Here is a 13302-nt window from a genome sequence, read left to right as displayed (position 1 = left end):
TCAGTTCAGCCCGTCGACGCCGTCGGAACCCCGGCGGCCGTCCGGCGGTCCGAGAGGAGTGGCATGACCACCGGTGCACAGGCGCTCGACGAGCCGATCAGATCGCGACGCAACCACTGGAACAACCAGATCGCATCGCATGCGCAGATGCGCCCGGACGCGGTCGCCGTGCGGTTCCGTGGTGTGGACACCACCTGGCGGCAGCTGCACGAGCGGTCGCTGAAGTTCGCCGACGCGCTTTCCCGCCGCGGCATCGGCTTCGGTGACCGGGTGCTGATCCTGGCGCTGAACTATCCCGAATACCTCGAGGCCGTCTTCGGCATAAACGCACTCGGCGCCATCGCCGTCCCGGTGAACTTCCGGCTCACTCCGCCCGAGGTCGCTTATATCGTCAGCGATTCCGGCGCCAAGGCGATCGTCACCGACACCATGCTGCAGCCGTTGGCCACCGCCGTGCAGGGCCAGGCGCCCGAACTCGCGACCTGCATCGTGATCGGCGGCCGCAGCGCCGACGGCGTGCTCGGCTACGACGATGTGCTGGCCGAGGGCGGCCGACCGCATACGCCACTCGACATTCCCGAGGACACCCCCGCGCTGATCATGTACACCTCGGGCACCACCGGCAGCCCGAAGGGCGCGGTGCTGTCCTACGCGAATATGAATGCCCAAGCGCTGACCTGCATTCGGGCCACCGATATCAGTCCCGATTCGGTCGGCTTCTGCACATCGCCGCTGTTCCACATCGCCGGACTCGGCAGTCTCGCACCGCATTTCCTGCTCGGCGCGAAGACCGTGCTGCATCCGCTCGGTGCGTTCGATCCCACCGAATTCCTCGACGCCGTCGAGCGCGAGCAGGCAACCACCGCCTTCTGCGTGCCCGCGCAGTGGCAGATGATCTGCGACGAGCCCACGGTCAAGCAGCGCAAGCTCGCGCTGAAGGTGCTCAGCTGGGGTGCGGCCCCGGCCTCCGATACCGTATTGCGGGCCATGGCCGACTGCTTCCCGGACGCGGTCAATGTCGCGGTCTTCGGCCAGACCGAGATGTCGCCCATCACCTGTGTGCTGGAGGGCAAGGACGCGATACGCAAGCTGGGGTCGGTCGGTAGGCCCATTCCGACCATTCAGGCCCGCGTCGTCGACGACGAGATGAACGATGTCGCGCCCGGTGAGATCGGCGAAATCGTCTATCGCGGACCGACTCTCATGCAGGGTTACTGGAATAAGCCGGAGGCGACCGCCGATGCCTTCGCCGGTGGCTGGTTCCACTCCGGTGACCTGGTCCGCGCGGACGAGGAGGGCTTCGTCTGGGTGGTCGACCGCAAGAAGGACATGATCATCTCCGGCGGCGAGAACATCTACTGCGCCGAGGTGGAGAACGTGCTCTTCGCGCATCCGAAGATCCGCGAGGCCGCCGTGGTCGGGCGGGCGCACGAGAAATGGGGTGAGGTGCCGGTTGCCGTTGTCGCCCTTGTCGATCCGGATGCCGAGCTCACCCTCGACGAACTGGCGCCGTTCCTCAACGAGAACCTGGCCCGCTACAAGCACCCGAAGGATCTGGTGATCGTGCCCGAGCTGCCGCGCAATGCCAGCGGCAAGGTCGTGAAAGTGCAGCTGCGCAAGGACTATTCGTCCTGAGCTTCGCCGAATCGAGGACATCGGTGGCGCCGATGCGTCACGATCACCACATGGCGATCAGACGCATTCGCGCCGCCGTACTCGCGGTGCACTGGCAGGTGAATGTCATTCGGCCCGAAGGGTTCTTCGGTCCGATGCTGGCCGGTCCGGTGGCGGAGAGCGGGGTGGTGTCGCGGGCCGTGCGTTTCCACGACGCGGTGGCACGATCCGGATTACCGGTGGTCTTCGTGCGGTTCGTCATTCCGGTCGGCGAGGGCGGGTTGGTCCGCAATACCGGATTCATGCGCTCGGTGGCCGCCGCGCAGACCGAATTCCGGCCCGAAGCGCCCGGTTCCCAGTTGATTCCAGAGATGATCGAACAGCCGACCGTGGTGTTCGACAATCAGAAGCTCTCCGCGCTTGCGGGCTGTGCCTTGCCCGAATGGTTCGACGAACAGGGCGTCGACACCTTGTTCATCACCGGTGTCGCGACCAATCTCGCCGTCGAACAAACCGCAAGGACCGGAACGGATCTCGGCTTCACCGTGCATCCGATCGCGGACTGCGTCACCGCGGCCGATCCGCAAGCCGACGCCGCATCGCTGGCGAACCTCGAATTGACCACCGCCGGTTGCCGCACCGCCGACCAAGCGTTGGAGCTGATCGGCACCTCGGTGTGAAAGCTATGCCCTCGGGCCGACCCGATCTGCGTGAATGATCACCGGCCCGCGCGGCGGACCCGTCCGGTGGGTGATACCCGGCTCGTCAGGCCGGGGCCGACCAGAACTTCGAGGCGACGGTAGGTTTCGGCCGCGGGCAGCGGCGGGTCCGCATCCGCGATCGAGCCGAGCAGGCCGACGACGCCCCAGGACAGGAATGTCATCGTCACCGCGAATTCGTCGTCGTCCATCTCGAGCAGACCCGAAAGCTGTTCGGTGAGAATCTCTTCCACCATGCGCCGCGTCGAGCGCAGCAGCACCCCGGTCGCTCTGCGACCCAGCAGCGCTCGGTAGACCTCCGGATTCGCCGACGCCAGCCGGAACAGCGTGTAGAGCGGTGCGAGTGGTTCCGAATGTTGCGGTGCGTCAGGATCATTCGCGGCCGATTCGACATCGGCGACCGCCGCTCGCAGGTACTCGGTACTGCTGACCAGCAGTAGATCGTCCTTGTCGCGGAAGTGCGCGTAGAAGGTGGAGCGTCCCACGTCGGCGCGATTCAGAATGTCCTGCAATGTGATCCGGTCATAGCCGCATTCGATCATCAGCTCGATCAGCGCCCGGTGCAGCAGGCTCTTGGTGCGTCGCACTCGGCGATCGGTGCTGGTCATCGGCATCCTCCGAACGCGAAGACCGCGTTTCCGTACAGATAGTGCGAATCCGTTCGGAACGGCACGATATCCGCACTTTTGCTTCTGGTCGATCCGGTCATCTGGTCCGATTATGAACTCATGACCGGAAACGCACAACAGTCCACTAACACACATGCTGACCGGAACTCCGAGATCGGCATTCTCATCACCAAACCGCGCGGCTACCTCGCTGTGAAATCGGCCTTCCTGCTCGGCCGGGTCGGCAGCCTCAACGCTCGACTCGTCGAGCTGACCGGTGCCGCCGCGGGCGATCATGCCGTCGATATCGGTTGCGGCCCTGGCCAACTCGTCCGGGCACTCGCCGATCGCGTCGGACCGGCCGGTCGAGTGACCGGTATCGACCCGTCCCGGGAGATGATCGACTACGCGAGCGGCCGCGCCGCCCCCAACTGCCGCTTCGAAGTCGGCGCCGCCCAGTCGCTGCCCCTGCCCGACGCCTCGGTCGATGTGGTCACCTCGACCTTCGTCATGCATCACATTCCGGAGGCACACCGCACAGCGGCGCTGGGACAGATGTTCCGCGTGCTGCGTCCCGGCGGCCGACTGCTGCTCGCCGATACCCACCCGACCGGGAGAGTCCTGCCCGCGGCGGTTCGCATCATGTCGCGCTTCGCCGCGCGCCGCACCGACGACCCGCACGCACCCGGACACCACTCGGATCCACTGGCGGCCATCGATATTCGTCGCTATCGAGAAGCGTTGCGGGAAGCCGGATTCGGCACCGTGGACTTCACCGCGATCGCACCGACTACCGGCGTGCTGGTGGCGACCAAGGACGCCTGATTCAGATCATGTCCTTCGCTGTCATCCAGCGCATGGTGAACCAGCCGCAGAACACCGGCAGCCAGCAGGTGAGCACGCGGTAGAGCAGCACCGACGGCACGGCGATGGTCGCGGGCAGGCCGAAGGCGGCGAGACCACCGATCAGCGCGGCCTCGACGGCGCCGACGCCACCGGGTGTCGGCGCGGCCGAGGCCAGGGTGCCGCCGATCATGGTCACGATGGTGAGGGTGATGAACGACGCACCACCGCCGAACGCCTCGACGCTGGCCCACAGCGCGAGCGCCTGGCCGATCGTGATGGCACCACAGCCGAGCACGATCACCGAGAAGCGTTTCGGATCTCGGGCCAGATCGCCGAGTTCGCCGAGCACCTCTTGCAACTGTGGGCGTACCGAATTGTTGAGCCAGCGACGCAGTTTCGGCACGAACATGAAGGTGCCGATTATGCCGACGCCCACACCGGCGGCCAGGTAGAGCACGGTGGCGTCGGGCACGAAATGCGACAGATTCGCGGAGGTGCCCGCCGCCACGCTGAACAGGATCAACAGGCTGATGTGGGTGATCACCTGCACGGCTTGCTGCAGTGCGACGGCGGCGGTGGCCCGCACCGCGCCGAGTCCGCCCTTCTGCAGGAAGCGCACGCTCAAGGCCAGTCCACCGACCCGGGCCGGGGTCGTGGTGGCGGCGAAGGTATTGGCGATCTGCATGATCACGAGATTGCGCAAACTGACCAGGCGCGTGGCACAGGCCCACAACGCCGAGGCCGCACCGAGGTAGGTGAGTCCCGAGACCGCGAGTCCGAGCAGCGCCCACCACCAGTTGGCGGTCCGCAGCTGCGAGAAGAAGGTCGGCACCGCGCTGATGAACGGATAGGCGACATAGACCAACCCGATCAGCAGCACCAACTGGATGAGCTGATTGCGGCTGAACCGGGTGATCTGTTCAGCCTCGATTTTGTCCTGGCCGGTCTGCTTGCGCACCTCGTCGCGGGCGGCGGCGACCACCTCACCCCAGTCCGGAATCGACTTCTTGATCCCGGCCGGCATGGCGGACTTGGTGAGTCGGCTCGCCGCGGTCAGCACCGCCTGCTCGCCGAGCGTTTCGATGGCGGTGCGCACCGCGGCTTCCTTGCCGAAGACCGCCGTGGTCGAGACCAGCAACTGCGCGACATCGGACTGCCGCTGCTTATCGGACGCGCCGAATTCCGCATTGACGAATCCGCTGAACAGCGTGGCGCCGTTGTCGATTCGGATCTCGGCGGGCCGCAGATCGCCGTGTGAGATCTGGCCGCAGTGCAGTGCGGTCAGCGATCTCCATACTCCGGTCAGCTGGTCATCGGAGGTTTCGTCGAGCGGCTTACCCCGAGGCGTGGTGTGCGCGTACAGCATCCAGCCGCGCTCGAGCGCCGCGACGGCGACCTGCTGCACGGCTGCCAGACCCATTTCGCCGACCGCGATGGCCACCAGCGCACGGTGCTCGACAGCGCGGTGCATGGAGCCGTGCATCGCCGCGGTTTCGCTGCTGCGGAAGGTGAGCCAGCGCCACAGCTGACGCAGCGCACCGAAGCTGCGCTGATTCTTGCCGAACAGCTCGACGATCAACTCGCGTTCCGGACCGTCGATGGCGGCGGCGAGCACCAGCGGTCCGCGTCCCGCGGGATGTAGCACGGTGAACGCGGTGACGGTATGCCCCCGCCTGGCCAGCACCCGCACCGCCGCATCCAGCGGCACCTCCAGCGCCGGTGTGCCGACCACCAGCACGATCACCGCGCCGACCAGCCAGCCGACCGCGAGTCCGAACATGGCGCGCGCGGGCACCACCGTGCTGACCACCAGGTGGATCGGCGCGAATGCCAGCAGTAGGAACCACAGCCAGCGCCGCGGCCGGGTCGGCAGCCATGGACTGGATACGGTCAGTACGGCCGCGAGCATGGCGATCCAGCGCGGATCGTCCAGGAACTGCGATAGGAAGGTATCGAGCCGGTCCGGTACCTGCAGATGCCATTGCGGCGCGGACAATCCCGTCCCGGTGATCGATAGCAACAGGCCAGCGACCAGTCCCGCGGCGGCGTAGCCCGCGAGCAGCTTCCACTGCCTGCCGATGATCAATTCGATGAGGATCGCGAACGGCAGCGCCAGAATCGCCATGCCGTAGACCAGGTACACCAGATTGGACTGGTCCGGATTGAGGAATCCGACGATATTCGAGACCGAACGCTCCAGCGCCAGCCACTCCGGCCGGGTGATCAGCGAGGCGGCGACGACCACGCCGACCCACAGTGCCGCCAGTACGACACGGATGATGTCACTGGTCCGCCGGATCAGCGGTTGCAGCAGGCTCCCCGTGACCGGGATTTCCCGCCCGTCAACTCGCATCTCGTGGCCCTCCGCTCCTCCGCCTCCCCGGGCCCTTTTGCCGGTCGTGGGTGGGTCCTAACCTACCGTTGCGGGCCAGCGGTCCCCGAGATGGCTGAGTTCTGGGCGTTCCCGGCGAGTTACCCATGTTCGTACTAGATCAACTGTCGCGTTGGAGCACGATACACAGCAGCCGACCTACCGGTCAGTAGACGGTCTTGCCGAATCCGCCCCGGCCGATGAGGATCAGGGCGAATCAGCCGACGGAAGGCAGGACATGGCAGCACAGGATCTATCCGGGAAGACGGTGGTGGTCACCGGCGCCAGCTCCGGCATCGGCGCCGAGGCGGCGGCGAAGCTGGTGGCGCGCGGCGCGACCGTCGCGGTGGTCGGGCGTTCGCCGGAGCGCACCGCCGAGGTGGCGGCGCGGATCGGTGCGGAGTCGTTCATCGCCGATTTCGCCCGCTTCGACGAGGTGCGCAAACTCGCCGATCAGCTGCTCGATCGCTATCCGCGCATCGATGTGCTCGCCAATAACGCGGGTGGCGCGTGGGCGAAACGAACCGTCACCGATGACGGCAATGAGCTGACCTTCCAGGTCAATCACCTGTCGCCGTTCCTGCTGACCGCACTGCTGCTGGATCGGTTGGTGCAGTCGCAGGCCAGGGTGGTCAACACCGCGAGCATGACCTACCGGATGGCGAAGCTGGACCTCGATACCGTCAACGCGTCGACCGGCTCGTTCAACCAGTTGGGCGTCTACGGCACCTCCAAGCTCGCCAACATCATCTTCACCAGGGAGCTGGCCCGCCGCACCGAGGGCACCGGTCTGGTCACCGCCGCATTCCATCCGGGCGCGGTCGCCACCCATGTCTACGACAATGCCCCGCTGGGGCTGGGCGCGTTCATCCGCTCGCCGCTGTCACGGCCGTTCTTCATTCGGGCGGATAAGGGCGCGGATCCGTTGGTGCACTTGGCGACGACGTCGGACGAGATCAACGGCAAGTACTTCCACCGGTTCAAGGAGGAGCAGCCGCGGAACAGGCAGGCGGTGGATGCCGAACTCGCGCAACGGCTCTGGACGATGTCCGAAGAGCTCACCGGAACGGCGAAGTAGGTCGGTGGGCGTCCGCGCCGACCGCGTGACGCCCACCCTCGGCTTCCGCCCCGACGGTGAAAACTTCGCCGCTCATTTCGCCTCGATCGAGCTCGATAATGGCTCGCACCACCTGTTCAGTGGACACCGAAGCGGGAAAACCATAGGGCGCGATGGCATTCGCCCGGATCCCGAACTCCTCGAATTCGGCCGCGATATGCCGGGTCAGGTGGTTGAGCGCCGCCTTGGATGCCGCGTAGAGCGCCTGTCCGCCGGGGTACACCCGCGAGCCCGAAATGCTGGAGACGTTCACGATATTGCGATTGCGCACCCGGTTCGCGTCCGCGGCATGCACCCAGCTTCGCTGCGCCACTCGCGCCGACAATCGCAGCGGCACACCGACATTGACCGCGAAATGCGGATCGAATTCGTCGAGTGCCGCGTCGCCGTCGACGATGCCGTGCGGCTGGAATCCGCGGTGCGCGGCATTGTTGACCAGCAGATCGATCTGCCCGAACCGGGCAAGAGCGATATCGACGACGCGCTCGACTGCACCCGCTTCGGCCAGATCGGCCTTGATCACGAAGATCCGCGAATCATTCTCCGGCACCGGCATTTCCGGTTCGAAGGGATCGACGAACCATTCCAACTGTGACGGTGCGGCCGGGGTGCGATGGCGGCAGACCGCGATGATGTCGTAGTCGGTGTACAGACCGCGGCAGAAGGTGTCACCCAGCACACCACCCGCGCCGGTCAGCAGGCATACCCGGCGTTCACCGCCCCTGCGCAATGCTGTCTCCTCCCCAGCGCCGCAGCACGTCTTCCTTCGGCCGGTGCAGCCACATCATCACGCTATTGCGCGCGGCGACGTTGTCGCCGACGAAGCTATGCCAGGAGCGCGGTGTGCACTCGAACAACAGCAGCGAGTTGTTCAATGGCGGAACCGTCAGTGCGGGAACCGGATTCGCGCCGATATGCGCGAACAGCCCGGTCTCGCCGCCATCGCCCGGCCGCCAATCCGGATTGCCGAAATAGAACAGGACCGCGACGGCGCGCACCGTCTCCCGCGCGAAGATATCCGGCGTCCGCGGGCCGAACCCTTGAACCAGGCCGGATTCAGATCATTGTGTGGTGACTCCGAAGGACTCCCCGGCGGATGATGGTGCACCGAGCCCTCGACATCACCGGTCGTAGCCACCCCCGCCACCCGCGCGATCAGATCATGCCATTCCCGCGAGAGGAACAGTGCCAGTGGTCCGTCTCGCACTCCGGCGAGCGAGGCCCCGACCGCACCGCAATCCGCCGCGAACGCCTCCGGCCGCTCGCGGCGCACCTGCGCCAACTCATCGGTCAGCCGCCCATAGAACTCGGGCACGAAAACGTCCCTGGCATATACATGCGGAAACGGCTCGACCCGGCGAATCCAGCGACGATGCGCGAATAAGTCGGTGAACCACGGCGGCGCCGCGTGGACTGTGGATTCGGCTACCCCTGTCAACTTCGATCCCTCCCGAATGGCCACAGCGATCCTAACGGGCACGACCGGAATCCGTGCCCCGGCGTACGGCAGCCGGGAGCTGGTCCGCGGCGAGAACTCGAGAAGATCGGCGGGTGTGCAACGACCTACGTGTGTGCTTCATCGGTGATTCGTTCGTCGCCGGTGTCGGTGACCCGCATTGCCTCGGGTGGGTCGGCCGCTTGGCCGCCCAGACCTACGCGGCCGGGCAGCCGCTCACCACATACAACCTGGGCGTGCGGATGCAGACCTCGACTGAGATCCTCGGCCGCTGGCAGGCCGAATGCTCGCCGCGATTTCCGGACGGCTGCGATGCGCGCCTGGTCGTCTCGTTCGGTGTCAACGACACCACACGGATCGACGGGCGGCCCCGTGTGGCGCCGGAGCAATCGGCGGCAAATCTGTCCGAACTGCTCACCCAGGCCGCCGAGCTCCCGGTCCTGGTCGTCGCGCCGCCGCCCATCGATGACACCGAGCAGAACACCAGGTCCGCCGCGCTCGACGAATATTTCGCCGAGATCTGTGCTGCCGCAGCGGTTCCCTACGCGCGCATCCATCAACCGCTACGCGACAGTGCGGTCTGGATGCGCGAGGTGCGCGCGGGTGACGGCGCGCATCCGGGCGCGGCCGGTTACGACGAATTGGCCGCGCTCATCCGGCCGTACTGGCGAGAGTGGTTGGCGCGCTGAGCAATCCAGGGAAATGCCGGTCGGCCCGGTAGCGATACGCAAGTTCATCGACGCCAGAATCGCCCGGCCCGCAAGCTACCGGTGACACTGTCTGAGACGTGATCTAGTGCAATTCCATCTGCGGTGTCCGAGCTGGTCAGCGCGGGTTGTACTCAGCCGACGGACATCCGGCGCGCATCCGCTTCGGCCCGCTTGCGCCGAGCCACCGCCAGGTCGACCGGCACCGCGCCATCCTCGACGGGCCGAGTGACCAACTCGTGCAACGTCGGATGCCAGCGCCCGACCTCGTCGCGGAACGAACCCTCGGTCTCCAACTGACCGATCGCACCGATCAGCGTCAGCATCGATCGCGCGAACGGCGTGAAGCGCGCGGGCATCGTGCCCTGCCGCAAGGCATTCGACAGTCGCGGATTCGTCACGCGCAGTACCTGTTTGCGCAGCCAGCGCATGGTGAACCGGTAATTCGCGTGCCGGAAGGGTTCGATGCACGGCGCGACCACATGGAACAGATCCTCGGCATCGAGGACCCGGTTCGGTTCGCAGAAGCCGTGCCGCCGTGCCGCCGCCTCCAATTCCGCGGGCCCGCCGTTGAACAGCGCGTCGCAGTAGTCGAAGGCGAACTCCTCGAAACCCTCGGTCGGCCATGGCGTGCATGCCCCGAAGTCGACGATGCCGAGTCGCCCATCCGGCAGCACCTGGAAATTGCCCGGATGCGGATCGCCGTACAGCAGACCACTGCGGATCCAACTCGATGCCATGAACCGCACCAGCTGCATACCGGCCCGATCCCGCTCCGCGCGTGTTCCGGCGGCGATCACGCGCGGCAGCGGCGTGCCGTCCAGCCATTCGGTGACGAGCACATCGCCGCGCTGTTCGATCACCCGCGGAATGTAGAAATCCGGATCGTCGGCGTAGGCCGCCGCGAAGATCCGTTGCGATTCCGCCTCGGCCGCATAGTCGAGTTCGTCGAGCACACAGGCGCAGATCGCCTCGGTCACCCCCTTGACATCCGCGCCGGGCACGAAAACCGTTGCCAGCATGGAGATCCGGCGCAGCTGATCCAGCTCGTTCGCGACCGCCTGCTTGCCGCCCGGATACATCACCTTCACCGCGACCGGCGTACCATCGCGCCATACCGCGCGGTGCACCTGCCCGAGCGAGGCCGCGGCCGCGCGCCGATCGTCGAATTCCCGGAAATGCCAACGCCAATCCTCGCCCATGCTGGCGGCCATCGCCGCGTGCACCGAGCGCGGCAGCATCGCGGGCGCGGAATCCTGCAGCCGACTCAGCGCGATCTTGTAGGGCTCGGCGAGATCCGGGGGCAGTGCGAGCTCGTAAATGGCAAGCAGCTGACCGAGTTTGGCGGCACAGCCCTTCAGCTCGCCGAGCACTTCGAAGATGTGCTGTGCGGTGCGCAGCTGGATTTCGCGATTGACCTCACCGGCCGATCGGCCAAGCGCGCGCTTGCCGACACCCGCGGCCTGACGACCGGCGAAGGCGACCGGCAGCGCCGCCAATTTCGCATTGCGAACTGCCGTGCGAACTGGAGGTTTACCGTTCGATCTCATCGCGAACAGCCGTGCACGTCCAGTTGTCGAATTCTCGGCTGATCGACCGTCGCCACGCTGAATTGTCATGACTCACCTCACACTGCACGCTGACCGGTGTTACACAGGTGCAGTCTCGCACAGGACGACATAGACTGTCTGGGACGTGTTCGGAACCGAGTCGAAAGGTGGCATCTCGATGGGATCCCAAACGGTAGTCGCCGACGTTGCCGATGAGCTGGCACGCCGGGTTGCCGCAGGGGAATATCAGCCGGGGGATTTGATGCCGTCGGTCCGTCAGGTCGCGGAGGAGTTCGATATGAACCGCGCGACCGCGCAGTTGACCCTCGGTCGGCTGGAATCGTACGGATTCGTCGAGGCGCGACGCGGCAAGGGTTTCACGATCCGCGATGTCCGTGAGGCGGGTGGCATCGATGTGTATCGGCACCTGTTTCGGTTCTCGGTTCCGATGCCGGATGTGGCCATCGAGATGTTCCACGACATCGTCGAGGTGGAGCGCGGCATCGTGATGGCGGCGCTGCTCGCCTACACCAGCAGCGAACAGGAGATCGATCCGGCCGAACTCAAGGCCGAGATCGATGAACTGGAATCGCTTGTCCGACAGGATGTTCCCGACTTCCGCCAGATCCTCGCCATCGAGATCGGCTTGGTCCGCCGCCTGCTCACCGCACTCGGGCTGAGCATGCAGCGCGCGATCATGAACTCCATCGGTGAGATGGTGCTCGAGGTGCCCGAGGCCGTCGAGGCCTTCTTCGCGGGCGCGGCCGATCTGCATGTATTGGTATGGCGTGCGCTGGTCGCGGTGTGGGATTCCGGTTCCGGCCCGTCCGATGCGCAGCTGGCGCTGTTCGAGGATCTGTTCGGGCTGTATCACGACAAGGTGATCGCCCGGTTCGAGGAATTGCTCGATGTCGGCGCCGAGGGCGATGAGGATGCGGAGCACGCGGCGACCGCCTGATCGTCTCTCGAATCTCCGGATCGACTGTCTGTGTCACGCTTGCTCAGTACTGCTCGAAGCCGCCCGGCGGCCGTGCGATTGCTGCCATCTGGCAACATCGCAAGGCTCGATCAGCTGTCTGAGACATTCTGTGCCCTGGTCGGCTCCGCGTGCGCCGACGAAGCGGTCTAGATCAACCAGGAGTTCTCTGTGAAATCGGCACCAATTCTGCCGCGCCGCTGGACCATTGCGGATATCGCGGACCAATCCGGCAAGACCGTCGTGGTCACCGGCGCCAATAGTGGCCTCGGCCTACGCACTGCCGAAGCGCTGGCGAGCAAAGGCGCGCACGTGCTGCTGGCCTGCCGTAATCCGCAGAAGGCGGCGACCGCGCTGGATGCGGTCACCGCAGTGGCCACCGGGCCGAAACCCGAAGTGCTGCAGTTGGATCTGGCCGATCTGGCCTCGGTCAGGCGGGCGGCCGAGCAGATCAACGACACAGTAGGGCGGATCGATCTGCTGATCAATAACGCCGGTGTGATGGCGGTGCCGCGCTCGCGCACGGCCGACGGGTTCGACGCCCAATTCGGCACGAATCACCTGGGCCACTTCGCATTCACCGGCGGCGTACTGCCCGCACTGCTGCGCGCCGAACAACCGCGCGTGGTCACCGTATCGTCGGTGGCCGCGTGGGTCGGCGTGATCAACTGGCTCGACCCGAATTGGCAGCGACTCTATCTGCGCTGGCCCGCCTACAGTCAGTCCAAACTGGCGAATCTGCTGTTCACCGCCGAACTCGAGCGCCGGGCCCGCGCGGCCGGGTCCGACCTGCGCGCTGTTGGCGCACATCCCGGAGTGTCGGCGACCCATCTCTACGACCGCAACGGTGAGAAGGGTGTGAACGGCGTCTTGGCGGCCATCCCACAGGCGATCCTGTTCGCGCTGGCCCAGTCCGATCGGATGGGCGCATTGCCGCAGCTGTATGCCGCCACGGTGCCCGAGGTGCGCGGAAACTCTTATGTGGGACCGGGTTTCGAGTTCGCCGGATATCCGCGGCGGACACTGCGCAATCCGCTTGCCTACCGTCGCTCGACCGCGCGCAAACTATGGGAACTCAGCGAGCAGCTGACCGGAGTGCGCTACGACTTCTCGGTGACCTAGATCGATATCAATGCGGTGCCGCGGCGAAGGCGGCGAGCACGAGCGAGCTGACGATCGTGACGGCGAGTACGGCCAGCACCACCAGATTTCGCCGTTGCGGCAGATCGGCATGCATCAGATTCGGACACTCCGGCTCATTATGTCCGCGACTTCCGCACCGAGGGTTGGTGCAGGGATACATGCCGACCTCCCAAGACTGACGCGAGCGCTCGCACT

At 65.8% G+C, this 13302-nt stretch carries 12 protein-coding genes; 7 read left to right on the top strand and 5 right to left on the bottom strand.

Annotated elements, in window-relative coordinates; all coding sequences use genetic code 11:
• Window positions 1-63: 63 nt before the first annotated feature.
• Together fadD5 and ACQP1T_RS38145 are read left to right on the top strand one after the other, a co-directional pair.
• The gene (gene fadD5 / locus ACQP1T_RS38150; protein WP_433757799.1) at window positions 64-1635 is read left to right on the top strand and encodes a fatty-acid--CoA ligase FadD5; all 1572 of its coding nucleotides are present in this window, start codon (window positions 64-66) and stop codon (window positions 1633-1635) included.
• Window positions 1636-1685: 50 nt separating this feature from the next.
• Window positions 1686-2294: a cysteine hydrolase gene (locus ACQP1T_RS38145; protein WP_433757798.1), complete on the top strand. Its 609-nt coding sequence runs from the start codon at window positions 1686-1688 to the stop codon at window positions 2292-2294.
• 38 nt (window positions 2295-2332) lie between these two features.
• On the opposite strand, the gene ACQP1T_RS38140 is transcribed toward ACQP1T_RS38145, so the two are convergent.
• Window positions 2333-2941 carry a TetR/AcrR family transcriptional regulator gene (locus tag ACQP1T_RS38140; protein ID WP_433757797.1) on the bottom strand — a complete coding sequence of 203 codons (609 nt, stop codon included), beginning with the start codon at window positions 2939-2941 and terminating at the stop codon, window positions 2333-2335.
• A gap of 120 nt (window positions 2942-3061) precedes the next feature.
• On the opposite strand from ACQP1T_RS38140, the gene ACQP1T_RS38135 reads away from it, so the two are divergent.
• Window positions 3062-3766 (top strand): methyltransferase domain-containing protein, encoded by a 705-nt coding sequence (locus tag ACQP1T_RS38135; protein WP_433757796.1) that lies wholly within the window; start codon window positions 3062-3064, stop codon window positions 3764-3766.
• 1 nt (window position 3767) lies between these two features.
• Here ACQP1T_RS38135 and ACQP1T_RS38130 read toward each other — a convergent pair whose 3' ends face one another.
• Window positions 3768-6140, bottom strand: coding sequence for a lysylphosphatidylglycerol synthase transmembrane domain-containing protein (locus ACQP1T_RS38130; protein WP_433757795.1), 2373 nt, complete (start codon window positions 6138-6140; stop codon window positions 3768-3770).
• 151 nt (window positions 6141-6291) lie between these two features.
• On the opposite strand from ACQP1T_RS38130, the gene ACQP1T_RS38125 reads away from it, so the two are divergent.
• A complete protein-coding gene (locus tag ACQP1T_RS38125; RefSeq protein ID WP_433757794.1) occupies window positions 6292-7236 on the top strand; it encodes an SDR family NAD(P)-dependent oxidoreductase in 945 nt (314 codons plus the stop codon).
• Here the strand turns inward: ACQP1T_RS38125 and ACQP1T_RS38120 are convergent.
• Window positions 7217-8005, bottom strand: coding sequence for an SDR family NAD(P)-dependent oxidoreductase (locus ACQP1T_RS38120; RefSeq protein ID WP_433757793.1), 789 nt, complete (start codon window positions 8003-8005; stop codon window positions 7217-7219). The two genes, ACQP1T_RS38125 and ACQP1T_RS38120, sit on opposite strands and share 20 nt — an antisense overlap.
• Window positions 7989-8273: a 2OG-Fe(II) oxygenase family protein gene (locus ACQP1T_RS38115; RefSeq protein WP_433757792.1), complete on the bottom strand. Its 285-nt coding sequence runs from the start codon at window positions 8271-8273 to the stop codon at window positions 7989-7991. Before ACQP1T_RS38115 ends, ACQP1T_RS38120 begins: the two co-directional genes overlap by 17 nt.
• A 553-nt stretch (window positions 8274-8826) precedes the next feature.
• Between ACQP1T_RS38115 and ACQP1T_RS38110 the strand changes: the two genes are divergently transcribed.
• Complete coding sequence (locus ACQP1T_RS38110) at window positions 8827-9420, top strand: GDSL-type esterase/lipase family protein (RefSeq protein WP_433757791.1); 594 nt, start codon at window positions 8827-8829, stop codon at window positions 9418-9420.
• A gap of 152 nt (window positions 9421-9572) precedes the next feature.
• Here the strand turns inward: ACQP1T_RS38110 and ACQP1T_RS38105 are convergent, their stop codons facing one another.
• Window positions 9573-10937: an ABC1 kinase family protein gene (locus ACQP1T_RS38105; protein ID WP_433757790.1), complete on the bottom strand. Its 1365-nt coding sequence runs from the start codon at window positions 10935-10937 to the stop codon at window positions 9573-9575.
• 229 nt (window positions 10938-11166) lie between these two features.
• Here ACQP1T_RS38105 and ACQP1T_RS38100 point away from each other — a divergent pair, with 229 nt between their 5' ends.
• Entirely contained in the window at window positions 11167-11946 is a 780-nt protein-coding gene (locus ACQP1T_RS38100; protein WP_433757789.1) for a GntR family transcriptional regulator, read from the top strand.
• A gap of 189 nt (window positions 11947-12135) precedes the next feature.
• Window positions 12136-13086, top strand: coding sequence for an oxidoreductase (locus ACQP1T_RS38095; RefSeq protein WP_433757788.1), 951 nt, complete (start codon window positions 12136-12138; stop codon window positions 13084-13086).
• Window positions 13087-13302 lie beyond the last annotated feature (216 nt).

The organism is Nocardia sp. CA-135398, assembly GCF_050955845.1.
Classification (GTDB): domain Bacteria; phylum Actinomycetota; class Actinomycetes; order Mycobacteriales; family Mycobacteriaceae; genus Nocardia.
Note: the sequence above shows the minus strand (reverse complement) of the source record. Positions and strands in the feature narration are given on the sequence as shown.